We start from the raw sequence: 25,375 nt of genomic DNA, 5'->3' as shown, positions 1-25,375 counted from the left end.
ATGGTTGGTATGGGAGGATTCTTAGGAGCAATATCAAGGTTCCTTATAGCAGGATACTTTACTCCTTCACCAGGCACGCTTGTGGTAAATGTACTTGGGAGCATACTGCTCGGCTTTCTCATGTACAGCTCCGAGTACCTTGGAATTGTATCACCAAGAACTCGTATGTTTATAGGAATTGGTTTTTGCGGATCACTTACCACCTTCTCAACATTCACAGTCCAGACATTCCAGATGCAAATGGCTGAAGCTACAGTCAACATTCTTGCAAACATAATCCTGACACTTGCCGGTATTTTCACTGGAAGAGGACTGGTTATATACATAATTAAAAGGAGGGAAGGAACTGGCATATGAGCTCATTCTCATAGGAATCGGCGGTTTTATCGGTGCAAACCTCAGGTATCTTTTTTCCGGTGTTGTCCCAAGAATAAATGGTATCCCTGCAGGAACACTTTCAGTGAATGTTATTGGCAGCTTCATACTTGCAGTTTTGACATTCTCTTCTGTGGAAGGGTCACTACGTTACATGATAAGTGCAGGAATGCTTGGGTCTTTTACCACATTCTCCACATTCGCATACGAGAGTTTCAGGCTTCTGGATGAGGGAGAGAACAAATATTTCCTGATGAATATCGGACTTAACCTTTTGTTATGCATTCTTGCAGTGTTTTTAGCACACATCCTCATTTCCAAATGACCGTCATATGATATTCAACTGCAGCAACACAGCCAGCAAGATCAATATAACTCCTGTTATCAGGCGAACTTCCACACGTCTTTTTTCTCTGAAATCATTAACAGCTTCTGGATCCAGACCAAAAGCAAGAAGTGCACCAAGTACCAGGATCGGCAGAACAACTGCAAAATTATAGAGACCCATGTACAGCACAGCATTCACAGTATTGCTGCCTGAAAGGAGCATTTCAAGGATCATCAGGTAAACAGCACCCACACAGGGAGCTTTTACAAGCGAGAATATTCCTCCACCAATGAAAGAGATGAGAAGAATGTTCTTACCTCTAGCATGATTCATTAAATCCACAAAAGAATGAGGAGTCTTGAATGATGATTTTGAATTCTTCTTGATGTAATACGCATCATAGATGTGCCAGATTCCAAAAACAGCTACAAGTACCACCAGAAATGATGTTATCATATCCCTTATCCCCGGGAATGAATTAATAGTATTAAATATGCCAAACCCTACAACCATGTAAGTTACAAATATCCCGGCACAGAAACCAATGACAAGTACCAGCATATCTTTGCGGGAACCCCCTGACGACACAATTGCTGATGCCAAAAATGCCATTACAGCTATCAGGCATGGGTTGAAACCTGCAAGAAGGCCTGCAATGAAGATCACAGTTGGAGTCTGATCATCCAATGTTCTTTCAGATAAGGTTTTAATTTTGTCTGATTCAGCATTAGAATTCCTAACAGGAGCTGCTTCTATTGCCTCTGAAAGCATTGAACTGAGTGTCTCAACGTCACCTTCATAGTCATTGTAACTGATGACAATACTGCCATTTACAACAACTGCGGGAACGGTTGTTACCCCATAATTTTTTGCCAGGCTGAAAGCTGATTTTATCTCGTATGAACTAAAGTTAGTATTTGGATAGCCGGAAACCACATCATCGATAACAGGTGCTGCCTGCTCACATTTAAGACACCCCTGCTCGTAGAAATATTCCACTGACACCGTAGCCTGGGATAAACCAGTAAGAAGTAGCAAGGAAAACAAAAATGCAAGTAGAAACCTACTCTTATTTCGTTCAGTGACAGGATGTCGATGAACAGGTCTTTTTATCATACTCACTTTCCAGAACGGATTTGGTTTCTATACCCAGAAGTTCACCTGTATTAGCAGACACATAACCTTCGATTACAAATAGATCTTTAATGCCGGAACACGCACAACTGCGCTCCATGATCCTGACCCTCCAGACACTATTCTCCTGAACAGTAGTACCGTTAGGGACTGAATCTACAAGTTCAGTACTTGTTACCCTCCATTCTTCTACATGAAAATAATCTTCGGAATAATTAATTGCCATTGAATCATTTGCAACAATTGACACAGCTTCGGAAGAATTTACTCCAGTATCCACACTATCCGGATCAAGGTACGTATAGGCACCCACGATCCCCAGAACAATCAGAACAGTTATCACTGCAATGAAAGTAAGATTGTTTTTTTCCATAAGTATTGGTATTGGCATTTAAGCTATAAAGTTTACTAAGATTGCCTTGCAACCTGTATTCTGGAAGAGAAAATAATTCGGATATTACATTAACCAGAAAGAAAATGTAAGATTATGTCATTTGCATTAACAAGCAAAGTATTCAGGGGAAAACATGAGAACATTACTTTTGAGAATCTATTTGAGTGAAAATGATAAGCATAAGGGTAAAACTGCACATCATGCGGTCATAGAGTTCCTGAAGGAGCAGGGAATTGCAGGTGCCACTGTTCACCATTGTATGGAAGGATATGGTGTTCATCACAAGATTCACACAGCAAGTGTCCTGCGGCTTGGGACAGACCTGCCGGCAATCGTTCAGGCAGTAGACAAAGAAGAAAAGATCAGAAAGATTATCCCCGAACTAAAAGAGATGTTACCAAATGCTCTAATGGTAGTCCAGGAAGTAGAAGTTGTATCAGGAGAAGGGTTTAAATAAGAGTGAAGAGACGGATCGTCTCTGATCACCTGTAGAGAACAACTGTGCTACCCTTTACATCAATAAGGGTTGTATTTGTTGCTTCTGCAAGCTTTGCAGCAGATGTTTTGATATCCTCTGCTTCTGAGCTGGTCCTGAGCATCTTTATCTTTACAAGACGATTGGCCTTGACCTGCTTTTTGAGTTCCTCTATTACAGAATCTGTTATTCCATTCTTGCCTACATTTATAATAGGCTTGATTTTTGTTCCTTCTTTCTTTAACTGATATAATTTATCTTTATCCATAATGATACACCGATAATTTTGATTGCTTATTGATTATATGTCATCAGTTGATTACTGAGTATTTGAAACTGACCATTGATCATCATACATTACCAAGGTTGCCTCAAAAAACTGAAAACAAGTACAAAAGATAAGTAGTCGCCAGGTATGGCATTCCTTATGTTTTCTTCAGGGTTATATTGGTTCCATCAATGTCGTACTCAAACCAGGGAGTAGGCTTTGAGGTCATCCCCACCACTCTCATTGCATACGCATCACCGACAGCCTTTATTTCTATCATGCCATCAAAAAGCTGTTTCAGAGTGGCTATTGTCTGTGCATCGTGCATTTCATCTTCAACTACATAAAGACCAAAGCCGTTTGCAGCTTTAACACGTCCGGTAAAAACATGCAGGAATCTGAAAACAGTCTGTATGTTGGAATACATAAGTATCGTTGACAATGAGTTGACACAAAGATGAACCTGTTTCTTTTTCTTTTTCATCAGCATTTCTTCAAAGAACTGACTGATCTTTACACCGATGCCCGTAAGATCAACAGGACTTGATGCCCTTTTGATTTTTTCAGTGTCGGCAGCACCCATCCCAAGCGTTTTGGTTACACAGTCAACAACACCGATATCAGCAGCAGATGTGTCCAGACCATTATCCTCGAACCATCCAAGAACGCGCTCTCCGGGCTCACGCGTGGATACAATGATTGCAGATCCGGAAGGGTCCTGGCTATTAAAAATGATGGCATCCAGCAGATCATCTTTTCGGCTCATAGGTGGACCTATCATCATAAGATTGGTTCCTTCCCGGATGTCGCCTAAGAGCTCATCCAGTTCCTTGATGCCTAAAGAGTAGCCGGACATGTTTCCCTCTTCATTGGGATTCTATATAGGATTTGCCCTTTAGCGAGTTACTGCTCCTCTAAAGAACAAACAAACATTACTTCCATTACAAATATAAATATCAACGTATATAAATGTGCCTTTTGACACATTCTAATTAAATAAAATATACAATATAAACCTTTTTTGGTTACTGGCGAGCATGTTTCACAAGATGCCCTGTTTCAGGCAGAATTATTTCACGCAGAGCCAGATCGACAGCATTTGGCGATCCGGGAACACAGAAGATGATTTTACCTTTCAGCAGACCTGCTGCAGCACGGGATAGAATAACAGAACTTCCGATCTGTTCTATACTCTTAGAACGGAAAAGTTCGCCAAATCCCGGAATTTCCTTGTCAAAAAGAGGAGTTACTGATTCAATGGTCACATCCTTTGAAGCAAGACCCGTTCCGCCACTTGTGATGATAACATCAGCATCTGATTCAAGAGCACGATGTATGGCACCTTTGATAAGGGAGGAATCATCAGGAATCAATTCATATTTTGAAACATTGTGGCCACTGGAAGTTACAAGTTTTTCCATTAGTTCACCTGAACCATCATTAGCATCTTCGGGAGAGGAAACTGTACCGAATTCCCCGAATCTTGAACTGGAAATGGTTACCAGGTAAAAAGAATATGCTTTTTTGGTTCCTTCTTTATGCTCCATTGTTGACGGACTGCTCATACGAAGTGTTTATACCTGAAAAAGTATAAGAAACACTCGATATAACCATGAGAATACTTGCTATAGACGTTGGAACCGGAACGCAGGACATACTACTCTATGATACTGAACGTGAAATAGAGAACAGCCTTGTGATGATAATGCCTTCACCAACAGTCATTGTTGCAGAAAAGATCAGAGAAGCAACGAATAAAGGATATGATATTTTCCTATCAGGAGATATAATGGGCGGCGGACCTTCGGTAAAAGCTATCAGAGCTCATCTGGAGAAAGGTTACAAAATCTATGCAACTGAAAAAGCGGCGCTGACTGTCAAGGATGACATCGAAAGAGTCAGGTCTATGGGCATAAACATAGTAGATAATGACGTGGAACTTGAAAATCTTCCGGAAAATACACAGGAAATTGTCCTTCAGGACGTGGATGTAGATGCGCTCACAAGTGCTCTTTACAGTTTTGGCGTCAGCATGCCCGAAAAAATTGCCGTTGCTGTTCAGGACCATGGAAATTCACCTCATGCAAGCAATCGCATCTATCGGTTCAGAATATTTGAGAAACTAATAGATGAAGGTGGCAACTTCGGGCAATTCGCTTACCATGGAGACTCTGTGCCGGAAGAGTTTACCCGCATGGCATCTGTTGCAAGAAATCTCAAAAACCAGAATAAGATATATGATACTATTATAATGGACACAGGTCCTGCGGCAATATTCGGTGCTTTGCTTGATCAGAATGCATCTCAGCCAGCCATTGTTGTGAATATAGGAAACGGACATACGCTTGCTGCTATTGTTAACGAGAATCGTGTTTTGGCATTGTTCGAGCACCACACTTCAGCACTGGATGGTGGCAAATTGCAAAAATATATTCATGATTTTGCCGATGGAAAACTTAGTTTTGAAGATATTTTCGACGATGGTGGACATGGTTGTTATATACGGAAAACACCAGGTTTTGATAAAATAAAGTCAATTATGATCACAGGCCCCAGACGTAACATCCTCATGGACATGGAACAGGAAAAAAGGAATAGCATTGTGTGGGAAAAACTTCATTTTGCTTCACCTTATGGTAATATGATGATATCAGGTTGTTTTGGACTTCTGGCCGCTCAGTTGGAGAGCAAGCCTTGAACCTGTGATAAGACTTATAAACTCCAAGGTAGTAGGAGGACAGCCATCGAGATTAATCCATATTGTTGAGAGGCAACATCAACAAATACAAATATATACATATTAATCAAGGTACAAATCCAGATGCAAAATAACGGTACTATCATAGTTATGTGCCGGACTTTATTACAATAATCAATTCAAGGAGATTATATTCATGGTAAGAAAACCAGCAAGTATGTACAGGAACGTCAGACAACGCTCATATACCAGAAGGAAATACATGGGTGGTGTGCCAGGTAGCCACATCATTCACTACGACATGGGCAATAAGAGCGCTGAGTTCCCGGTAAAGGTCACACTCGTAGTAAAAGAGAAATGCCAGTTACGTCACACAGCACTGGAAGCAGCACGTATTACTGCCAACAAGGCAATGGTAGCTGCTGCAGGCCGTGTGGGATACCACATGAAACTCAGAGTATATCCTCATGAGGTACTCAGAGAGAACAAACAGGCTACCGGAGCAGGAGCAGACCGTGTATCCAGTGGTATGCGTGCTGCATTCGGAAAGAATGTAGGAACCGCAGCAAGAGTATCAGTTGGGCAAAAGATATTCACAATCTCTGTAAACAAGGAGCATTTTGCAGCAGCAAAAGATGCTCTCAGGAAAGCAGGCCAGAAACTTCCAACTCCTGTCAGAATAGTAGTTGACCAGGGCATGGAACTTGTGCAGTAAACAAAATAACAAAGAGGGATTTAAGATGGAAGATTACGAAGCGCTTCTGGATCGTGCAATAGCAAACTTACCTGATATGGAGACTACGGATGACCGTTTCGTAATCCCTGAGCCAAAAATCCTGGTGGAAGGTAAGACCACTATCCTTGATAACTTCAATAATATAGTAAGTGTCATAAACAGAGAACCAGACCATGTGATGAAATATCTCACACGTGAGATGGGAACTGCAGGAAAGATAGATGGACTCAGAGCAGTGTTCCAGGGTAAATTCTCAAAGGAGCAGATAAAGACAAATATCGAAGCTTATGTTGAAGAATTCGTCATATGCTCCGAATGTGGAAGACCTGACACCCAGCTGACCAAAATGGACAGAGTACTTGTGCTTAAGTGTGCAGCTTGCGGAGCACACAGACCGGTCAAGAAAAGGCGCGCAAGTGCACCTGTTAAACAGGAATCCATTGAAGAAGGCGGGGAATACGATGTTCGTATTGATGCAGTTGGTTCTAAAGGCGATGGAATTGCAAAGGTTGACAAGTTTACTATCTTTGTACCAGGTGCCGCAAAGGGCGACACACTCAAAATAAGAATCAAGAGAATAAGTGGAACCCTCGCATTTGCCGAAAGGGTATGATATCTGGATACAGATATCAATTCTTTTCTTTTTTAGATGTTTTTTTTAAAAGCAATTATTATATAATATTCGTGCTGTAAATATATTTAATTACTCGAAAATAATAGATCGAGGAAAGATATGGCACGAGTACCTACAGGAATACCAGGATTTGACGAGCTTATAGAAGGCGGACTTATTGAAAACGATGTCATACTCCTGACAGGAGGACCTGGCGCAGGCAAGTCCACTTTTGGGTCGCAATACCTGTATGCAGGCATTACACAATACAATGAACCGGGAGTATACGTTACTTTTGAAGAAACACCTGCCCGAATTATGCGAAACATGTGGAGGCATGGATGGGACATGGAACGTCTCATCAAAGAGAACAGACTCCGCATTATCAGGGCAGATCCAATAGCATACGGACGCTACATTAAGAAAACACTGGAACCCGATAAACACGATCACGATAATGCAACTCTGGAAACCGTTCTTAAACAGATTTATGCAAGTGTGAAAGAGATCAATGCTAAAAGACTATTCATAGATTCACTGACATCCCTGAAGATATCCCCTGATCCTGTGGATGTAAGACATATTATCCTTGAATTCATCAAGAACATCGAGAACTTTGATTGCACTACACTCATAACAAGTGAAGCAAATATCAACCCTGATCACTTCAGTGTCGAAGAGTACCTTGCCGAAGGAGTTATCTGCCTTAAGGTATTCAGGATTGGTGGAGAAAGGATCAGATCCCTTGAGATATTAAAAATGCGAGGTGTAAAGCACGATGAAGTGCTTCGCCCATACGTGATTACAGATAATGGCATTTTTGTTTATTCATCCGATTCTGTTATAGGCAAGGAAGCTGATGTGTTCTCCCTACAACGATCTTCGATTTTAGGGGAATAGTGTAAATGAAAGCCGATCATAAAAATTCAGACAACAAAGACATTGCATTGGTTTCAATACCCGGACTTTCAATTAAAATGGACAAAAAAGCTGATTTTGTTCAGCTTAAAGCACATGGAACCTTGAAAAAAGCATGTGCACCTTTTTTAAAAAAGATCAACCAGCGTCTGAAAGAAGAAAAACCTGCTTTTGTTGATGATGACAAAGTAATAGCTTCAACATGGCTGCCACCAATTCCAAGCAAACCATTTAATCGCCTACTGGTGGCTGAGACCCAGATCGCACTTGGAAGATACATACCTGAAACAGTTTCCTTTGAGATAACACGTAACTGCAAATGTAATTGCGAGCACTGTGTGGTCAGTGGAGGAGAAGGTGACCTTGATATAGAAACCATCAAACAGGCGATAGATGATGTGCTTGACATGGGTGCAATGGTCATAGTATTCACAGAAGGCGACCCGATGCTCCGTGAAGAGATATATGAACTAATCGAATATGTTGACAAAGAACGCGCAATTGTCAATATGTACACTCCGGGAACCGAGATGACACCTGAGAATGCTCGCAGGCTCAAGGAAGCAGGATTACATAACCTATTGGTCAGTATCTATTCCACTGAAGCTGAGAAACATGATTCTGTAAGAAGGTTAGATGGTGCTTTTGATATAGCAACCAATGCCATAAGAACGGGACTTGATGCAGGATTACTTGTTACAATGGCAACCCACGTATCCCCAAAGAACATTGATGAACTGCCTGAAATGTACGAGTTTGCGAAAGAACTTGGCGTACATGAGTTTTCATTATGGGAATCTGTCCCGAAAAAGAAAGATGACCCTGTGATATCAAATGCTGACAGGAAGAAAGTGCTTGAGATGTACCACCGCATAAACTCTACAAAAGGCGGGCCACGTATCTTTTCTAACACTTATTTTGAAGGAGAGATGCTCGGATGCATGGCAGGCCAGAGATGGATGCACGTCTGTGTTGACGGTCTTGTAAAAGGATGTCCGTACATCCCATTCCATTACGGAAACATACAGGACAGTTCAATAAAGGATATTTGGGCAAAAATACGCAAGGACAAGACTTTCAGAGGGCAGCGCAGCACCTGCCTGATGCAGGAAAAGGAGTATCTTCAGCTTGTTGATAAGATACCTGAGGATGCATCAAAACCTTATGATATTGATAAGATTCAGAGCTGAACTTGGTTTTCTTTTTTATTCTTCTGCCGGATTGCTGTTTTTAAGGCTTTCCAGCAGTCTTTTATTCTGCCAGTAAAAACCAATCATGACCACTGTCATAATAAGGAAAATACTGTGGCGCATATTCTCAAAAGTATCTGGCCAGATATAAATGAACAAATATGCAATCGCAATACCGAATACCCACATTATTGTGGAGTTAATAAATGAAGCTTTTTTCGGACCATATTTCTTATTCCAGCGATGAAGTAGTTTCCACCCGAAGAAGTAATCAATAAGTTTCAGTGAATCATTGTCTTTTGAATCACCCACAAATCGCTTCATTTTTTCTTTCTGAATGCCTAAGATTTTCTTGTAATTTAAAAGAGAAAATATTCCAGTGAGCATGAAAAGAATACACCCATATTGACAGGGAAGAATTATTAACAAAATTAATGAAATGAGCAACATTGTACCCACTACAGCAGGCAGATAACTTTCACCATATTTACGTGCAGAATATAAATTATATATTGTTATTGAAGCGAAAAATAATGCTGCAAAATGAAAGAAAGTTATGTCCATTGACTTTTCCCCATGAAATTGACTTCAGTGAGTATATAGCAGGAGTGGTATAAAATATGTGCTGAAAAACAAACAAATTTTATATGTTTTTACCGAAATGCAATAAGAACCTTTACATAGCACAACGTATTTTTACTAACAATTTGAAGTGCCGGACACTAAATGAAAAATCCGAGAAACAGGAGATTAAGAGGCAACATATGAACATGAAGATCGACCCCTGGAGCGCATTGAACATTGATGATTATTCCAAATTATTCGATGAATTTGGTATCCAGCCATTTGATGATATGGTCCGGGAGATTGAGAATCCACACAAGTTCATGAGCCGTAAGATAATCTTTGGTCACAGGAACTATGATCGCATAACTGATGCAATGAACAACAACAAACCATTCTCAGTCATGAGCGGTTTCATGCCTTCCGGAAAGATCCACCTTGGACATAAGATGGTAATGGAAGAGATCATCTGGCACCAGCAGCAGGGCGCTGATGCATTTGTTGGAATTGCAGACCGTGAAAGCCATGCTGTCAGAGGCATGTCATGGGAAAAATGCAATGATATTGGTATCAATGAATACGTTATCAGCCTGATTGCACTTGGATTTGAACCGAACGGACATATTTATTTCCAGTCGAAATCTGAACAGGTCAAAGACCTTGCATTCGAATTAAGTTCAAAGGCAAATTACTCAGAACTCAGTGCTATCTACGGTTTCACAGGTGAAACAAATGTTGCACACATGCTGAGTGCTGTAACACAGAGTGCAGACATACTCCATCCTCAGCTTGAAGAGTATGGAGGACCAAAACCAACCGTCATTCCTGTAGGTTCCGATCAGGACCCTCACATCAGGCTTACAAGAGGACTTGGACACAAGATGAATATGTTCAAGATAGAAGGCAGGGAAGACAAGAACGGAAACAGATATTTCAGTATCCGAAGCAAGGCTGCACCTGAAGAAGCCCTTAAAGAACTAAGCCAGCGTATTGCCGGTAAAACCAAGCTCTTTGAAGGACATGTTGATGTTTTCAGTGCGGATAACTTTGAAAGTCTCATGAAGGTAGTTCAAGATGTGGAGATGGAATTTGGAGGGTACTCATTCGTTCCGCCTTCGTCAACATACCACAGGTTCATGTCAGGACTTCAGGGTGGAAAGATGTCAAGCAGTGTGCCTGATAGTTATATTTCTCTTACAGAAGAACCAAAAGGTGCTGCAAAGAAGGTTAAAAGGGCTAAGACCGGTGGCAGAATTACCCTAGAGGAACAGAAAAAACTTGGCGGTGAACCTGAGAAGTGTTCTGTTTATGAAATGTTCCTGTTCCACCTTGTAGATGATGATGAGGAACTTGCACAGATATACACAGAATGTCGAGAAGGAACCAGAATGTGTGGACACTGTAAAGTCCTTGCAGCCGAAAGAACAGAAAAGTTCCTGAAAGAACATCAGGAACTGCGTGAAGTTGCAAAGGACAGACTTGACGAATACGGACTATAATCTCATAAGCATGAGTAATCAAACTAATACAATTACAATTATTACAATTACAGGATTTACGAACTCAATTTAACAGGTGTGATAATGAGCTCCCAGTACAACCTTACATCCAATGAGAAAAATGTATTAATCGCATTGGAGAATCTAAAAGACGCAAGTCCGGATGAGCTTGCTGAGAAGTCTGAAATGAAAATGGAAACTTCAATGCAGGCTGCTTTTTTACTTGAAGAGAAAGGACTTGCCTATGTAGAGGAAGCAGTAACAGAGATATTTGAACTTACTGACGAAGGAAAGAAGTATGCCCAGGAAGGACTACCTGAAAGACAGATAATTGATTCTATTTCCGGTCCGACCTCAATGGATGAACTTAAAGACAAATTCAATCCTGCTGTTGCCGGCATTGCTACAGGATGGCTGCGCCGCAAGGGTTGGGCAGGAATTGAAAAGGGAATGATAGTGCCAACCGACAATGCTGAAAAGGGCGAGGATGAAAAAACTCTGGAAGCATTTGCAGGTGAAGCAAAGACATTTGAGGAACTTGGAGCAGACAAGAAAGTCATCAATAACCTTATGAAACGTAAGCTTGTTGTGAAAAGTGAAAACAAACAAAGGAAAATAAAGATCACATCAGAAGGTCAGGAACTTGTTTCAGCAGGCATTACTGTTGAGGAAGAAGTTGCACAACTTACATCAGAAATCCTGAAAAGCGGCGAGTGGAAAAATAAAAAGTTCAGACCATATAACGTTCATACAGTTCCAAAACCAATTTACGGAGCAAAGATTCATCCTTATCAGCGCCTCATTGATGAAATGAGACGTATTTTTCTTGATATGGGATTCACCGAGATTAAGGGAGAAGCAGTACAAAGCTCATTCTGGAACTTTGATTCATTGTTCCAGCCACAGGACCACCCTGCAAGAGAAATGCAGGACACATTCCACCTTTCCAGCAGATCAGAACTTCCTGCTGAATACAAGGACAGGGTATGTGCAACTCACGAGAACGGCGGGGAGACCAGTTCCACCGGTTGGGGAGGAAAGTGGAGTGAGGAGATTGCATGTAAGAATGTACTCAGAACCCACACCACAGCACTGACAATCAAATACCTTGCAGACAACCCCGAGGCCCCTGTAAAAGCATTCTCAATTGACAGGGCATACCGCAGAGAGACGATCGATCCGACCCACACACCAGAATTCGAGCAGCTTGAAGGTGTTGTAATGGACAGGGACATGTCTTTCTCTAACCTTCTTGGATGCCTCTCTGAGTTTTATCACAGAATGGGATTTGAGGACGTGAGATTCAGACCAGGATACTTCCCATACACAGAACCAAGTGTTGAGCCGGAAGTGTATGTTGACGGCCTTGGATGGGTCGAGCTTGGTGGAGCAGGTGTATTCAGGAAAGAAGTTACACATCCACTGGGAATAAAATATCCTGTTCTTGCATGGGGACTTGGTGTCAGCAGGCTTGCAATGCTGAAACTCGGACTTAAAGATCTTCGCCAGTTGTATCATTCTGACATAGACTGGTTGCGCAAGAGTGAAGTATGTCAACTTTAAGCTGAACATACAAATTCCTTTTTTCATTTTGTTTTGAAATACCTGGTTGTCTGAAGTTATCTTTTGATTGTTGTGATAATTTTTGCCACAAAAGACATGTCAATATCGACTGCATTTGCAGGGCAGAGTTCACGGCAGCAATAACACATTATACATTTATCCTTATTTATCTCCAAATGATCGCCTACTTCATCGATTGCTTTCACAGAGCAATTCATTGAACAGGCACCGCAAAGTACACATTTTGAAGTATTGATCTTTGGTTTCATTTCAAACTGCTTTCCAAAGAACCGTATAATAAAAGGTGGCAGATTAAAGAGAATGCCACCACTGGAAGGTTGGTATTTCTTTGTGACTGCTTTTGGGTCGATACCTATTACTTCAGGATCACTGTTCCCAAACCCATGTTCAAGAGCTGCAACTGTTGTTGGAACATTCATCGGCTCGACACCCATGATACCTGAAGCAATTACATCCAGCGAAACACAATCATAAGATGCCATGATAACACCAGATTTTATTGGCGTTCCATGAGAGGGACCGTTACCCTCCATTCCTAAGACTGCATCCATTACAGCAAGATGGGGTTTTGCTATCGAATAAAGATCAGCGACAGCCTCACCAAAGAGTTTCCTGTCACCTAGAAGGTGCATTTCCTTTCTGGTCTTGAGTGGCAATACACCGAACATATTCTTTACAGCACCTGTGTAATATGTAAGCTCATGAGTTTTCATCTTAGGAAGTGAAATAATCACATCGGCGTCCTTAATAGCTTTAGAGATATGAAGAGTTGAAAAATGCATTGCATCCGGAACTTCCATTTCAGTGTAACCTTCTGTCTGAAAATTTAGCAATCGTACACCCTGGGATTTTGCCACATCCTCAATACCTGATACTCTGAATGCATGAGCTGTTGCACCAGGCTTGGTAATACCGGCACCATCACCAATTACAGGAATACCTCCGGCATCCTTAACCAGTTCACACATTGCGGCAACTATGGATGGATGAGTTGTTACGGCATCCTCTGGTTCGCGTGCTGCAAGGACATTTGGCTTTAGAAGAACACGATCACCTTCAGAGATTATGGATTTCAGGCCACCTATCATAGAAAGTGCTTCCATGACACACTCTTTTGAACGAGAATAATCATCACATTTTACAATGGAAACTTTGTCAGCCATTATAGGCCCTATTAGGTTGTTAAATTGAAATAGATAATGGAGAAGCAAATTGCAGTACTAGACCAATTTTTAAAACTATTTCATCATAATTATTATCATCATGACATATTGCATAAATTAGAAATGTATATATCCAAAGAAGAAGAGACTATTACATATCAACTCAATATGAATTGTAATGAGTGGTGGTGCACAATGAAGAAAATATTAATAATAGCAATGATTTTGGCAATAGCTATTGTGCCGTTGACAACTGCGGCACCTGAATGGCAAGATTGTGAAGATGCTGGTTGTACAGGAGCTGAATATACTAAGTTTGAGCCATGGCCTGTAGCTGATGGTACCACTCAAGCTGGCGTCACTATTACAAACACAACTACTACATCTTTTGATTGGGAATCTGAAAGACCAGTATGTGGAATTTTCGTGAAAAGTGGAGCTGCTGGTGACAATATATATACATATGGTTGTCCAGGAGAATACAATGGGTATGGAGTGTTAGAAACCGGCCAGGACATTAGCCATGTTACATTCTGTTTCTGTGATGACCCAGGAGATGAAATTCCTGAATTCCCAACAATTGCTCTGCCAATTGCAGCAATTATTGGACTTGCATTCATAATGCAGCGCAGAAAGGAGTAAACTTACTCCTTTAAATTTTCTTTTTTAAAATTAATTATCCATAGCTTCTTCTACGCTTTTTCTGATAATATAACCGGCTTCATGTAGAATGGTATCGCCTATCTGTGCATCTTTTTCCATACTTGCAGTACATGGATAGGAATGATGAGCACTGGAGATTGTTTCCTTGTAATCCTTTACATCAGACCATTTCAGTTTCTTGGCAACGAACCACGTTGCACCACAGGGAGCATCCCGGACAACCTCAACGTGAGTGAAAATTCCATTAACATGATCAACTTCAATTCTAAGCTGTGGACGGCCAAATCCCATTTTGACGAACTCATCTATTGTCGGTTTGCCTGTAACATCCAGCGAACAGAAAGGTTTGGGACACTCAAACTCTATGTCCTCTGATTCCAGCTTTTTTCTTATCTGTTCAGTAAGACCTGCAGGAACAAGACGAGAATCATCAACAGGAATAATTACGGCCTTTGCACTGCTTGACTGAGCAATATCAGGTACAGCCATCATGAGGTCAGGATGCAGGTCAATGGCAATAACCAGATCTGCAACCGGGAGATTGGATGGAATATATTCATCCGTATCCTCTACAAAATCAGGAAGGTCACTTCGCAGCTCAAACAGACCTACAATCATAGGTGCAAAACTCATCCTTGGTTCACGGCAATGGTCACATAGATCACCACATGACACACAAAAACTGTCAGAGTTGACAAGATTACCTACAACTTTCCTACCAAATTCACCTGAATAAAAAATGCTCAGACGCATGTAGCATAGTATACAATTGATACTAAATAAAGTTCCCTACTTATTTTACTGAACTTTTTGTATTAACAATTCCCATGATATGAGAAGGAATACAACCAATAGCAGTACAAGTTTCAAGTGAAACGCCTTGGGAAGTGATATCCAAATGGTGCTTTGAAAGTGCAAAAAGAGATTTGGGAAGACCTTTTCGTCCAAGTCCTACAAGCACAAGGAATGATCTGTTACTTATAACCTCATCTGCAAAGGTTTCCGGATTGATAGCATATTTCTTTTCGGGTTTAGAGGTTGTTACAACCACCGAGCCGAATTGTGGCTGGAAGCCTTTCTTTGGAAGGTCGAATACAAATAGATGTTTTTTCTCATGCAGCAATTTCAGATACTTCCCTGACTCACCGATTGTTGTTTTATCCGCAACAAATTCCACAAGTTCATCTGCATCCATCTTAAAAGGAAAATCAAAAAGAGCAAGTGAAAAACCAAATGCATAACATATAGGTGCAGCTCTTGCTATTGCTCTGTAATGAGCATCAAGCACTTTAATCTTGTCATATGTATTAACTATACCTAATGTTAACATGGTATCGCCTTTTTACCTAATTTCCAGACACAAAATAGATTATTTACAATTAAACCTGTTGCACTGCAGATGCAATCAAGGTTTAATTCTTCATTCCAAATCATGCTACTACATTAATCATTAGATTCACAGCACCTCATCCATGCTTCCACTTCTGAAACCTTCCATATCAAGAGTAACATAAGAAAATCCAATTTTCTTCATGTGTGATACAATGTCATTCTTCATAGCCAGAAGTGCATCCATATCAGCAGAAGGAACCTCAATACGTGCAATTCCTTTGTGATCTCTTACCCTTAATTCCTGAAAACCCCGACTGATTAGAAAATCCTCTGCCAGCTCAACTCTTTTAATCGACCTTTCAGTAAGAGCATCACCGTAGGGAAAGCGTGAAGCAAGACATGGAGATGGTCTTTTATCTGCAACGGAAAGTCCAAGTAACGATGCGATTTGTCTTATCTCGTCCTTTCTGACACCAAATTCAACGAAAGGAGAATAGACTTTATCGCCTATCTCTTCAATTGCTCTTTTTCCCGGACGATATGAATCAGAATCTGAAGCATTACTACCTTCAAGTATGACATTAAATCCAAGCTCATCCTTAACTGAGGTTAGGAGCCGAAGAATTTCCTTCTTACAATGATAACACCGCTCAGGGCTGTTTTCAGAGATCAGAGGGAATTCCAGTTCATTCAAATAAACTATTTTGTGTTCAATTCCTATCTCTTCAGCCACTTTTTTTGCACATTTCAGCTCCCTTTCAGGAAACGAGTGGGTTTTTATGGTTACAGCAGTTGCTTTATTATCAAGTTCATTGAATGCAATTGATGCAAGAACAGAACTGTCAACTCCCCCTGAAAAAGCAATGACAGCACTTTTTTTTTCAGAGATTCCTTTTTTCAATAGTTCCAGCTTTTTATTTTCCATTTGCTAAGAATATAGAGAATATACTATTAAGCGTATTGTCACAAAACATAAAATAGGATTTTAACGTATACATGCAATACTTTTAACAACGGTGATAATTGATGGCATTTTTTGGAACTAACGGTGTAAGGGGAATAGCAAACGAATACATAACTCCGCAACTGGCAATTGATGTTGCAAGAAGTCTTGGAACCTATATGGGTTCTAAAGGCACGGTTGCCATTGGAAGAGATACAAGGGCTTCCGGCGAAATGCTTAAATCAGCGGCTATTGCCGGTGCACTTTCAGCAGGGCTCACTGTGATCGATGTAGGGATATGCCCGACACCTTCTGTACAATACTATGTGAAAGAGCATTCAGACGCAGGAATTGTTGTAACTGCATCCCATAATCCGAGAGAGTACAATGGAATCAAACTTATCGCTGGTGATGGCAGCGAGATGTCACGTGAAGCAGAACGAGAGATAGAGAAGTTATACTATTCCAAAGAATTCAACGCTGCATCATGGGAAAAAACAGGAGACCTTCGCCATGACAGCAATGCCAATGAGTTCTACATTAATGGAATTATCAATTCAGTTGATCACGAGCTAATCCGCGAAAAGAAATTCAAAGTTGTTGTGGATACCGGATGTGGTGCAGGTTCTGTCACACTACCCTTCCTGATAAGGAAACTTGGATGTGAAGTAATAACCATCAATGGACAGACCGATGGTACATTTCCCTGGAGAAATCCTGAACCAACCCCGGATGTTCTCACAGAACTTGCAGACATCGTTAAGAAGTCAGGTGCTAATATGGGAGTTGCCCAGGATGGAGACGCAGACCGTGCAGTGTTCTTTGATGAGAATGGAAATTTCATAGAAGAGGAGATTCAACTTGCAATGATGGCAAAATATGTGCTTGCAAGGAATAAAGGACCAATAGTCACGCCAGTAAGCTCCTCATCACGTATGCTTGATGTTGCAAAGGAAGCGGATGTTGAACTTACATGGACAGCTGTCGGTTCTATCAATGTGGCACGTAAGATGATGGAAATTGGTGCAGTATTCGGAGGTGAGGGGAATGGCGGGCTCATCTTCCCTGAACACCAGTATTGCCGTGACGGAGCAATGGCATGTGCAAAGTTCCTGGAGATAATTGCAAACGGACAGAAACTTTCCGAGCTTGCGGCAAGTGTGCCTGCATACTTTAACTCGAAGACAAAAATAAGAATTGATGACCTTCCGGGAACCATGGAACATGTCAAGAAGGAAGTTCTTGAAGGAGAGAATAAAGTCGACACTACAGACGGAGTTAAAATATGGTATGAAGACGGATGGGTGCTTATAAGACCTTCCGGTACCGAGCCAATTATCAGGATATTTGCTGAATCAAAGTCAAAGGAAAGAGCAGACACCCTTATGAATGAGGGTGTTGACCTGGTTAACAGAATAAAATAAAAAATGAGATTTGGGGCCTTATCTAGGCCTTTCCTCTCGATTCCCCAAGAACAATACCTGTTGCTATCAGATGAGCTACCCGGAGTGGCTCCGGGATATTACTTCTTGTCGAAGTTATTTGTATTATTTTTGCAGCAATTTCATGATCCATTCCGTAACACTGGAAAAAAACAGGATTATCATTATCTTTTGTAACCACACTGCTTATCTTTCCGGCCTTTTTAATTATTTCCATCCTGGTTTCAGATTCTGGCAGAAACGAAAGAGCTTTTTCTATATTATCAAAATCAGGCAAGTCACGCATCAGAACGATTACCGGAACATTGGTCCTAGTATAAAGTTTAACTATATCCACAGGATTGAAACCACCATAAGTGACACCATCAAGCATAATAGCTCGTATTTGCGGCAAATGTTTGCTGTTGTTTACCATTGAAACAATGCGATCGGTTGCATCAAGACCATCCCTGGTAACTTCTGAGCGAAGTACACCATCAATCCATCTTCCACCGCGAAAAAAGGCTCCTACTATTGTAATCTTATCACTGATAAGCGCAGAATCATCTATACCAAGTATGCGAATCTCATCTTTGATATGAAAATTATGTTGTGTACTATTCACAAAAAATAGTATGAAAAAAGATAGTGAAGTAACTTACCAGCGGGAATGTTAAATGAACATTCCATCCGGAAGAACTTCTCTTTCAGTTTCTTTCTTAGACATTACTTTCTGTACAGATTCAAGGAAATCATCCATAGTGATTTTTTCCCTGTCAAGTCTTACAGCAAGCATACCTGCTTCCATGGCAATGGCGTTGAGGTCTGCACCACTTGAATTCTCAGTAAGTTTTGCCAGTTTATCATAGTCAATGTCATCTGCAACAGACATAAAGCGTGTGTGAATTCTGAAGATATTCGCACGTGCTTCCTCATCCGGCATCGGCACATTGACTATCCTGTCAAATCTTCCAGGCCTCAGGATCGCAGGATCAAGAACATCCAGCCTGTTAGTGGCTGCGACAATTCTTACATCACCCCTGTTATCAAAACCATCCATTTCCGCAAGCAACTGCATAAGTGTCCTCTGAACCTCACGGTCTGCACCGTTGGTGTCATTAAGACGTCTTGAGGCAATTGCATCCAGTTCATCGATGAAGATGATACTTGGAGATTTGTTCCTTGCCATTTCGAAAAGTTCCCTGACAAGTTTTGAACCGTCACCGATGTATTTCTGTATGAGTTCAGAGCCTACCACTCTAATGTAAGTGGCATCTGTCCTGTGTGCAACGGCCTTTGCCAATAATGTCTTTCCGGTACCTGGCTCACCATACAGGAGAACACCTTTTGGCGGTGTGATACCTATACGCTCGAAAGATTCCGGTTTTGTCAGTGGTAATTCCACAGATTCTATAAGTTCCTGTATCTGAGAATCAAGTCCACCTATATCTTCGTAGTCCACATCCTGTGACTCTAATACCTCCATTGCTGAAACTGCAGGGTCTTCGCTGGCCGGAATAACTTCCACTATCGCAAGTGTCTGCTGGTTCAATGCCACTTTAGCACCTGGAATTAAAGCTTCTTCATTCAGGTACTGGGAAACATTGACCATGAACTGCGGTCCTGTGGAGCTTCTGACAAGAACCTTTTCCTCTGAAATGACATCCATTATTGTTGCCACTACAAGAGGAACAGTTTTCAGACGGTCTACTTCCGCCTGCAGTCTGCGTACCTCACGTTCGTATTTGAGCTTCTGGCTCTCAACAAAACGTTTTTCAGATTCGATCTGGTCGCATTGTTCCTTCAGGAGATTATTCCTGGACTCTAGCTGTCTCATTCGGTCTAACAGATATTTGGAAAAATCTTCCTCATTATCTGAACCGACATAGTCATAGTCGGCTTTGTTCACAGAGGTAAAATCATACCTGCCGTGCTCAAAGTCACTGTCGCTGGTCTCGCTCATGTGCCTCCGAATACTATTTAAGTGCAAAGGGTATATAGCCCTTTCGTAAAGAAGAGATTAGACACTTTATGAGTTGAAGATCTATGCAGTGTGAAATATGTGGCGCCGAGATCAGAGGCGGTCCTTTTAAAATAAATATAGACGGTAGTGAACTAACAGTATGTGGAAAATGTTCACAACATGGAAATGCAGCAGGTAAGCGTAATCCGGTGTCAAAGAAAATTGCACCTGTACAACGCGGGCCAGCTACCAGATCAGGAGGCAGCAGACCTCCCAAAAAAGTACCGGGAATGATCGTTGACGAACTTGTAGATGAATACGGACAGGTAATAAAAGAGGCAAGAGAAAGGAAAAAATGGTCACATGACCAACTGGCTTCTAAAATAAAGGAAAAGGCAACACTTGTTAAAAAGATAGAGCGTGAAGAGATCGTACCTGAAGATGATGTCCGGCAGAAAATTGAGAAGGTACTTGACATAAAGCTCACCGAAAGAACCGGCGAGAACGAGTGGACTGGTGAAAGACTTAATCGTGGAACAACTCTTGGGGACATAGTGACCATCAAGAAAAAATAAACAATGTGAATTACCAAAGTGATAAAATGAGCCTGGAAGGTAAAAAACTGGGATTTATAGGAACCGGAAAAATGGGTAGTGCCTTAATTAAAGGAATATGCAATGCCGGTTTATTCGCCCCTTCAAATGTATATGCAAGTGACCTCTATGAGCCATCCCTTGATGAGCTCAAAAAGAATGTAGGGGTCAATGTATCTACCGATAATGCGGTTACGGTCATCAATTCAGATATAATCGTACTTGCAGTTAAGCCACAAATCCTGAAAAAAGTAATTTCAGGCATAAAGGACGACGTTAGTTCTGACAAGCTTATAATTTCAATTGCAGCTGGTGTAAAACTGGAAGATATTGAGAAAGAGTTTAACGAAGGAACAAGAGTCATAAGAGTTATGCCAAATATTGCCGCAACTGTTGCTGAAGCTGCTTCTGCAATAACACAAGGAAAAGATGCAACAAAGGAAGATGCAGAAGATGCTCTTGAGATATTGAGTTCAGTCGGGAGTGCCATCCAGGTTCCCGAAAATCTTATGGATGCAGTAACCGGGCTTTCAGGAAGTGGGCCTGCATATATATTTCCGGTTATCGAAGCAATGGCAGACGGTGCTGTATATGAAGGACTGGACAGGAACAGCGCACTTATCCTTGCAGCCCAGACAGTTTTAGGTGCTGCCAAAATGGTCCTGGAGACCGGAGCACATCCCGGAGAACTGAAAGATATGGTGACTTCACCTGCAGGAACTACCATCAGAGGTGTCAGGACTCTGGAGGATTATGGCGTACGAATCGCCTTTATGAATGCTGTCATTGAGTCTGCCAACAGATCAAAACAACTTGGAAAATAATAAATACCCCTGAATAATAATATTCACTATGGCCCTATTCCTGTATTTACCGAAATAGAAAAGTTTATTACTGTAAAAAGTTTTAACTATATCTAGGCTAGGAAATCCAGGCATATTAGGTGCGGGAGCCTAAAAAACGTATACAATGAGAGAAATATATGAAAAAATTACACAAGGGGATTTTCTGGAATGGGGATTGGAGTTAAATCTTTTGCTGTGATTCGGGGTGACAATGCCGACAAAGTCAACGTGGCATTACATGATCTTGAGCATTACGGGAGAATGAGGTTCGTATCAAAACCAAAGCGTATAGAACCTGTTTATGCAGATAATTTACTTGTCAGCGTTGCAGGCGTACCACTTAAGGCCAGATGTAATTCTGCTGCACTGGTGGAACTTGACAACAATGCAGGTGCAGCAATCAGCAAATTAAGAAAAATACATCCTCCTGCCCATGTAGTAATAGTCAGTCCAAGACATGACGTTTATGAAGAACTCATGGACAAATCTGAACTATATCCGGAATTTGAACGTAGTTTTGAACCCCAGCACCACTAAAAAGTGGAACTGTCTTAAAGAGTATCCCTTACATCTGTACCTGTGGTGATGGCTCTTAGTTTTTTGACATAACCAGGAAGGCTTTCAATATCTTTTATCTCTTTCTGAACCAGAGAAATTATAAGATCACGAATTCTTGTATCGGGATTATTGCCAAGTGATTGCAGATTCTGAACAAGCTTGTCAGCAAGTATGTTCCCCCTGCGGTCCCAGTCAGTAAGAATAACTATTTGCTTTCCGGCCTTAGCCATATCCTCACAGAAATTAATAAGAGAATGATGAGTAGCCAGCCGGAATTTACCATTTATACCCAGAGATTTTAAGGCAATAACATCCCTTTTTCCTTCAACAACAATAATAGAATCCTGATTGACAAAGTCCTGTAATTCATCAAGTAATTTATCCACTTGTTCCATTCTTTTCTCATAAACTGCCATAGGAGCTTTTAAATTTCTTTTTGAACCGGGTTTTCTAGGTCTCATTTAGATAAAATCCGTTGCTTTTTAATTAGTAAATAAATCGAATTGAGAATTACATTTCATTTAATTAAAGCATGGCCTTTGAAAACATTAAATAAAACAAAGTTAAAAATAGATTACTATTACAAGTAAGACCTGTCGCAATCGAAAGCAAACGTTTCGGGATTGGAGGGGTTCGTTACGACAGGCGTAATGAAATTACTTGTAATAGCGAACGACTTCTTCAAACTGTTCGTAGTAGTTTGCTCTTTCTACCAGGTTTTCGAAATATTCATCCATGTAGTTCACCTCAGATACTAGATTGTCATCTGTATATATTAAGAGAAGGCAAGCGAGGTGAAAGTATTCAAACCAAACGTCCAGCACCCAATAATCAAAACCATAAGACACATCAGGAATCATCAAACAGTTTATGCCTGAGAACTTCAGTAACATGAGAATGGTCAGCATCCTGCAAAAGAAGTGATTTTTTTGAATTATGCATCCCGTTAACAAAAGAAACATCAGAATTACGAAGTCCGAATAGCTCTGCTAATGCAGCAATAAGTTGCTCATTTGCTTTTCCTTTCTGAGCATTCTGAGATAAACGAACCTCAATTCGTTTTCTCCAGGGATTATAGCCACTCGGTACAGAGAGAAATTTTGATCCCGGCGTTACCTCAATGTCAATAATGACCCCGGAATCAACCTTTTTTAAAGCATCCTCAAAAGACATTGTTGCCAGATTCTCCATATAAAGATCGATCAAATAAAAAGACCCGAATGAGAAGAAGGATAATGCTGTCGTCTGGCGCACTAACTCCGGAAGATCATCCTATTGGATTTTCCGCTGTCCTTCCCGGTTTCCCTCGTGACAGGCTTTATCGCACTATCCAGTGTTCCGTATTGAGGTTGTCTATACAATCACAGATAGGCTCTGCCATGCTCTCATGCAAGGACCTAACAATACGCATGATTATCTACTACAGGTCAGGCATATAAAGATGACGTTTTGAAAACACTGACTTAATGAGTGCATACCTGATATGTGCTTATAAAGGATTAAAACAATTAATTCATGTCCATGTCCTGGGAACAAACGATATCCGGTAAAATAATATACGGACCTGATGCAGAGGTCATTGAGGGTTATATTGTCATAGATGACGGTATCATCAAGGAAGTGCATGAAAAAAAAACCGATTCACAACTAATCATCGCACCCTGTTTTGTAAATGCACACACCCATATAGGAGACTCTGTATGCAAGGATCCTGAACTTGGTGAAACCATCGGACACTATGTCAAAAGAGATCTGGGTCAGCTTGTTAAACCACCTGACGGACTTAAACACCGCATATTGAACAGCACACCGCGTGATGAAATGATCGGAGCTATGAAAAGTTCGATATGTGACATGAATTATACAGGAACATGTGCCTTTGCAGATTTCAGAGAAGGTGGCATCAACGGAATCAATCTTCTAAAAGAAGCCCTTAATTCATCAGAGATAGAAGAAAGAATATTTGCCAGACCCGTGCAAACAGAGGATGAAGACAAGCTTAGTGCTGAATTGCACGACTTGCTTGCAAATGCTGATGGCCTTGGAATGAGTGGTACTAATGACATGGACATGAGCATACTGGAAACTGCAAGGGAACAAGCTTCAAAACATGGCGCAACATTTGCAATACATTCAGGAGAGAATGACCGGAGTGATATAGATAAGGCACTGTCACTGGATCCCGACATACTTATTCATATGACCCATGCAGAAAAACAGGATCTCAAAAAAGTTTCAGAAAATGATATACCTATAGTTGTTTGCCCCAGATCAAACTTTATAACAGAAGTAGGGATGGCACCTGTGACAAAAATGCTTGATGAAGGCATAAAAGTGGCAGTGGGAACCGACAACGTAATGCTTAATTCAGCAAACATGTTCTCGGAGATGGAAATGTTATCCAAAATTTTTGGTATAGATGACAGACAAGTATTTATGATGTGTACACTTATGGGTGCAACAATATTAGGACTTGAGAAAACAGGTTCTATTCTGGAAGGAAATAAATCAAAAATAATGATCATTAACGGGAACTCTAACAATCTCACAGGGATAAGGGAAACAATAAGTGGAATTGTAAGAAGAGCGCGACCCGATGATATATTATCAGTAATGATATAAACAGGGAATATTCACAAAGGAGAGGGACAATGACAAGTACTCTGTATAAAAATATATTTATTGCAACCGATGGATCCGAACAAAACAGGAAAGCAGTTCTCCACAGTGTTGAACTTGCTAAAATGAGTGGTGCGAAATTGTATGCAGGATATGTTGTTGACACTGCAGCTTTTGCATCGATCCCTATGGATGCAGGCTGGGAAATGATGTATGAGCTTCTCGAAAAAGAAGCAAACGGTGCAACTGAGACAGTTGAAGACCTTGCAAAGAAGGAAGGTGTTAATGTTGAAACCGTGGTCCTTGAAGGAAATCCAAGTCATGAGATAATCGAATTTTCTGATAATAACAACATTGACCTCATAGTTATGGGAACTCTCGGAAAGACCGGATTTGACAGATTCCTGCTTGGAAGTGTCGCAGAAAAGGTCACAAGGAACTCAAAGGTGCCTGTACTTGTAGTACGTGGCGATTCCGGGGAAGAAGAATAAGGAGTTTC

32 protein-coding genes are annotated in these 25,375 nt (G+C 40.9%); 18 read left to right on the top strand and 14 right to left on the bottom strand.

Translation table 11 applies throughout. The features are described from left to right. Both crcB (J2746_RS00975) and crcB (J2746_RS00970) read left to right on the top strand, forming a co-directional pair. Nucleotides 1–357, top strand: coding sequence for a fluoride efflux transporter CrcB (crcB, locus tag J2746_RS00975; protein WP_209615658.1), 357 nt, complete (start codon nucleotides 1–3; stop codon nucleotides 355–357). Then, a complete protein-coding gene (gene crcB, locus J2746_RS00970) occupies nucleotides 347–700 on the top strand; it encodes a fluoride efflux transporter CrcB (RefSeq protein ID WP_209615655.1) in 354 nt (117 codons plus the stop codon). Before crcB (J2746_RS00975) ends, crcB (J2746_RS00970) begins: the two co-directional genes overlap by 11 nt. Nucleotides 701–703: 3 nt before the next feature. Here crcB (J2746_RS00970) and J2746_RS00965 read toward each other — a convergent pair whose 3' ends face one another. Together J2746_RS00965 and J2746_RS00960 are read right to left on the bottom strand one after the other, a co-directional pair. After that, nucleotides 704–1,708: a cytochrome c biogenesis protein gene (locus J2746_RS00965; RefSeq protein ID WP_342451749.1), complete on the bottom strand. Its 1,005-nt coding sequence runs from the start codon at nucleotides 1,706–1,708 to the stop codon at nucleotides 704–706. Nucleotides 1,709–1,781: 73 nt separating this feature from the next. After that, nucleotides 1,782–2,210, bottom strand: a complete 429-nt coding sequence (locus tag J2746_RS00960) for a hypothetical protein (protein ID WP_209614925.1) — start codon at nucleotides 2,208–2,210, stop codon at nucleotides 1,782–1,784. Nucleotides 2,211–2,364: 154 nt separating this feature from the next. On the opposite strand from J2746_RS00960, the gene J2746_RS00955 reads away from it, so the two are divergent. After that, on the top strand, nucleotides 2,365–2,688 hold the full coding sequence (locus J2746_RS00955) for a DUF190 domain-containing protein (protein ID WP_209614923.1): 324 nt from the start codon (nucleotides 2,365–2,367) through the stop codon (nucleotides 2,686–2,688). 25 nt (nucleotides 2,689–2,713) lie between these two features. Here the strand turns inward: J2746_RS00955 and J2746_RS00950 are convergent, their stop codons facing one another. The 3 genes from J2746_RS00950 to J2746_RS00940 form a co-directional block, all read right to left on the bottom strand. After that, on the bottom strand, nucleotides 2,714–2,974 hold the full coding sequence (locus J2746_RS00950) for a YhbY family RNA-binding protein (RefSeq protein ID WP_209614921.1): 261 nt from the start codon (nucleotides 2,972–2,974) through the stop codon (nucleotides 2,714–2,716). Between the two features lie 157 nt (nucleotides 2,975–3,131). Continuing rightward, complete coding sequence (locus J2746_RS00945; RefSeq protein ID WP_209614919.1) at nucleotides 3,132–3,830, bottom strand: RAD55 family ATPase; 699 nt, start codon at nucleotides 3,828–3,830, stop codon at nucleotides 3,132–3,134. Between the two features lie 169 nt (nucleotides 3,831–3,999). Next, nucleotides 4,000–4,539, bottom strand: coding sequence for a MogA/MoaB family molybdenum cofactor biosynthesis protein (locus J2746_RS00940; protein ID WP_209614916.1), 540 nt, complete (start codon nucleotides 4,537–4,539; stop codon nucleotides 4,000–4,002). Between the two features lie 47 nt (nucleotides 4,540–4,586). Here J2746_RS00940 and J2746_RS00935 point away from each other — a divergent pair, with 47 nt between their 5' ends. From J2746_RS00935 to J2746_RS00915, 5 genes are all read left to right on the top strand, one after another. After that, nucleotides 4,587–5,672 (top strand): DUF1786 domain-containing protein, encoded by a 1,086-nt coding sequence (locus J2746_RS00935; RefSeq protein ID WP_209614914.1) that lies wholly within the window; start codon nucleotides 4,587–4,589, stop codon nucleotides 5,670–5,672. A gap of 196 nt (nucleotides 5,673–5,868) precedes the next feature. Beyond that, nucleotides 5,869–6,387, top strand: a complete 519-nt coding sequence (locus J2746_RS00930; RefSeq protein WP_209614912.1) for a 50S ribosomal protein L16 — start codon at nucleotides 5,869–5,871, stop codon at nucleotides 6,385–6,387. Between the two features lie 25 nt (nucleotides 6,388–6,412). Then, nucleotides 6,413–7,021, top strand: a complete 609-nt coding sequence (locus J2746_RS00925; RefSeq protein WP_209614910.1) for a translation initiation factor IF-2 subunit beta — start codon at nucleotides 6,413–6,415, stop codon at nucleotides 7,019–7,021. 120 nt (nucleotides 7,022–7,141) lie between these two features. Beyond that, entirely contained in the window at nucleotides 7,142–7,921 is a 780-nt protein-coding gene (locus J2746_RS00920; protein WP_209614908.1) for an RAD55 family ATPase, read from the top strand. Between the two features lie 5 nt (nucleotides 7,922–7,926). Beyond that, complete coding sequence (locus tag J2746_RS00915; protein ID WP_245249909.1) at nucleotides 7,927–9,129, top strand: radical SAM/SPASM domain-containing protein; 1,203 nt, start codon at nucleotides 7,927–7,929, stop codon at nucleotides 9,127–9,129. Nucleotides 9,130–9,144: 15 nt separating this feature from the next. Here the strand turns inward: J2746_RS00915 and J2746_RS00910 are convergent, their stop codons facing one another. Then, nucleotides 9,145–9,453 (bottom strand): hypothetical protein, encoded by a 309-nt coding sequence (locus tag J2746_RS00910; protein WP_209614906.1) that lies wholly within the window; start codon nucleotides 9,451–9,453, stop codon nucleotides 9,145–9,147. 440 nt (nucleotides 9,454–9,893) lie between these two features. Between J2746_RS00910 and J2746_RS00905 the strand changes: the two genes are divergently transcribed. Together J2746_RS00905 and pheS are read left to right on the top strand one after the other, a co-directional pair. After that, entirely contained in the window at nucleotides 9,894–11,192 is a 1,299-nt protein-coding gene (locus J2746_RS00905) for a tryptophan--tRNA ligase (protein ID WP_209614904.1), read from the top strand. A gap of 84 nt (nucleotides 11,193–11,276) precedes the next feature. Continuing rightward, nucleotides 11,277–12,755, top strand: coding sequence for a phenylalanine--tRNA ligase subunit alpha (gene pheS / locus J2746_RS00900; protein WP_209614902.1), 1,479 nt, complete (start codon nucleotides 11,277–11,279; stop codon nucleotides 12,753–12,755). Between the two features lie 56 nt (nucleotides 12,756–12,811). On the opposite strand, the gene J2746_RS00895 is transcribed toward pheS, so the two are convergent. Continuing rightward, nucleotides 12,812–13,939, bottom strand: coding sequence for a DUF362 domain-containing protein (locus J2746_RS00895; protein WP_209614900.1), 1,128 nt, complete (start codon nucleotides 13,937–13,939; stop codon nucleotides 12,812–12,814). A 195-nt stretch (nucleotides 13,940–14,134) separates the two neighbouring features. Between J2746_RS00895 and J2746_RS14605 the strand changes: the two genes are divergently transcribed. Beyond that, on the top strand, nucleotides 14,135–14,581 hold the full coding sequence (locus J2746_RS14605; protein WP_245249908.1) for a PEF-CTERM sorting domain-containing protein: 447 nt from the start codon (nucleotides 14,135–14,137) through the stop codon (nucleotides 14,579–14,581). 30 nt (nucleotides 14,582–14,611) lie between these two features. Here J2746_RS14605 and J2746_RS00885 read toward each other — a convergent pair whose 3' ends face one another. The 3 genes from J2746_RS00885 to larE form a co-directional block, all read right to left on the bottom strand. Further along, nucleotides 14,612–15,355 carry a DUF166 domain-containing protein gene (locus J2746_RS00885; protein WP_209614898.1) on the bottom strand — a complete coding sequence of 248 codons (744 nt, stop codon included), beginning with the start codon at nucleotides 15,353–15,355 and terminating at the stop codon, nucleotides 14,612–14,614. Between the two features lie 40 nt (nucleotides 15,356–15,395). Continuing rightward, nucleotides 15,396–15,932, bottom strand: a complete 537-nt coding sequence (locus tag J2746_RS00880; RefSeq protein WP_209614896.1) for a DUF531 domain-containing protein — start codon at nucleotides 15,930–15,932, stop codon at nucleotides 15,396–15,398. A 126-nt stretch (nucleotides 15,933–16,058) separates the two neighbouring features. Beyond that, entirely contained in the window at nucleotides 16,059–16,859 is an 801-nt protein-coding gene (larE, locus tag J2746_RS00875; protein ID WP_209614894.1) for an ATP-dependent sacrificial sulfur transferase LarE, read from the bottom strand. Between the two features lie 101 nt (nucleotides 16,860–16,960). On the opposite strand from larE, the gene glmM reads away from it, so the two are divergent. Further along, a complete protein-coding gene (gene glmM, locus J2746_RS00870) occupies nucleotides 16,961–18,301 on the top strand; it encodes a phosphoglucosamine mutase (RefSeq protein ID WP_209614892.1) in 1,341 nt (446 codons plus the stop codon). 22 nt (nucleotides 18,302–18,323) lie between these two features. Here the strand turns inward: glmM and J2746_RS00865 are convergent, their stop codons facing one another. Both J2746_RS00865 and J2746_RS00860 read right to left on the bottom strand, forming a co-directional pair. Continuing rightward, entirely contained in the window at nucleotides 18,324–18,923 is a 600-nt protein-coding gene (locus J2746_RS00865) for an endonuclease dU (protein WP_209614891.1), read from the bottom strand. 48 nt (nucleotides 18,924–18,971) lie between these two features. Continuing rightward, a complete protein-coding gene (locus J2746_RS00860) occupies nucleotides 18,972–20,261 on the bottom strand; it encodes a proteasome-activating nucleotidase (protein ID WP_209614889.1) in 1,290 nt (429 codons plus the stop codon). Nucleotides 20,262–20,344: 83 nt separating this feature from the next. Between J2746_RS00860 and J2746_RS00855 the strand changes: the two genes are divergently transcribed. From J2746_RS00855 to J2746_RS00845, 3 genes are all read left to right on the top strand, one after another. After that, on the top strand, nucleotides 20,345–20,836 hold the full coding sequence (locus tag J2746_RS00855; RefSeq protein ID WP_209614887.1) for a multiprotein bridging factor aMBF1: 492 nt from the start codon (nucleotides 20,345–20,347) through the stop codon (nucleotides 20,834–20,836). Between the two features lie 26 nt (nucleotides 20,837–20,862). Further along, entirely contained in the window at nucleotides 20,863–21,678 is an 816-nt protein-coding gene (gene proC / locus J2746_RS00850) for a pyrroline-5-carboxylate reductase (protein WP_209614885.1), read from the top strand. Nucleotides 21,679–21,867: 189 nt separating this feature from the next. Further along, on the top strand, nucleotides 21,868–22,236 hold the full coding sequence (locus tag J2746_RS00845) for a DUF356 domain-containing protein (protein WP_209614883.1): 369 nt from the start codon (nucleotides 21,868–21,870) through the stop codon (nucleotides 22,234–22,236). A 14-nt stretch (nucleotides 22,237–22,250) separates the two neighbouring features. On the opposite strand, the gene J2746_RS00840 is transcribed toward J2746_RS00845, so the two are convergent. Then, entirely contained in the window at nucleotides 22,251–22,718 is a 468-nt protein-coding gene (locus J2746_RS00840; protein ID WP_245249907.1) for a toprim domain-containing protein, read from the bottom strand. A 388-nt stretch (nucleotides 22,719–23,106) separates the two neighbouring features. Next, complete coding sequence (locus tag J2746_RS00835; RefSeq protein ID WP_425342637.1) at nucleotides 23,107–23,463, bottom strand: DUF167 domain-containing protein; 357 nt, start codon at nucleotides 23,461–23,463, stop codon at nucleotides 23,107–23,109. Nucleotides 23,464–23,492: 29 nt separating this feature from the next. On the opposite strand from J2746_RS00835, the gene J2746_RS00830 reads away from it, so the two are divergent. The 3 genes from J2746_RS00830 (at nucleotide 23,493) to J2746_RS00820 (ending at nucleotide 25,367) form a co-directional block, all read left to right on the top strand. Next, nucleotides 23,493–23,696, top strand: coding sequence for a hypothetical protein (locus tag J2746_RS00830; protein WP_209614880.1), 204 nt, complete (start codon nucleotides 23,493–23,495; stop codon nucleotides 23,694–23,696). Nucleotides 23,697–23,772: 76 nt separating this feature from the next. Next, a complete protein-coding gene (locus J2746_RS00825; protein ID WP_342451748.1) occupies nucleotides 23,773–24,879 on the top strand; it encodes an amidohydrolase family protein in 1,107 nt (368 codons plus the stop codon). A 29-nt stretch (nucleotides 24,880–24,908) separates the two neighbouring features. Beyond that, nucleotides 24,909–25,367, top strand: a complete 459-nt coding sequence (locus J2746_RS00820; protein WP_209614879.1) for a universal stress protein — start codon at nucleotides 24,909–24,911, stop codon at nucleotides 25,365–25,367. The last annotated feature ends 8 nt before the right edge of the window (nucleotides 25,368–25,375 follow it).

Origin of the sequence: Methanolobus bombayensis, assembly GCF_017873415.1 — an archaeon.
In the GTDB taxonomy this organism is placed as follows: Archaea; Halobacteriota; Methanosarcinia; order Methanosarcinales; family Methanosarcinaceae; genus Methanolobus; species Methanolobus bombayensis.
Note: the sequence above shows the minus strand (reverse complement) of the source record. Positions and strands in the feature narration are given on the sequence as shown.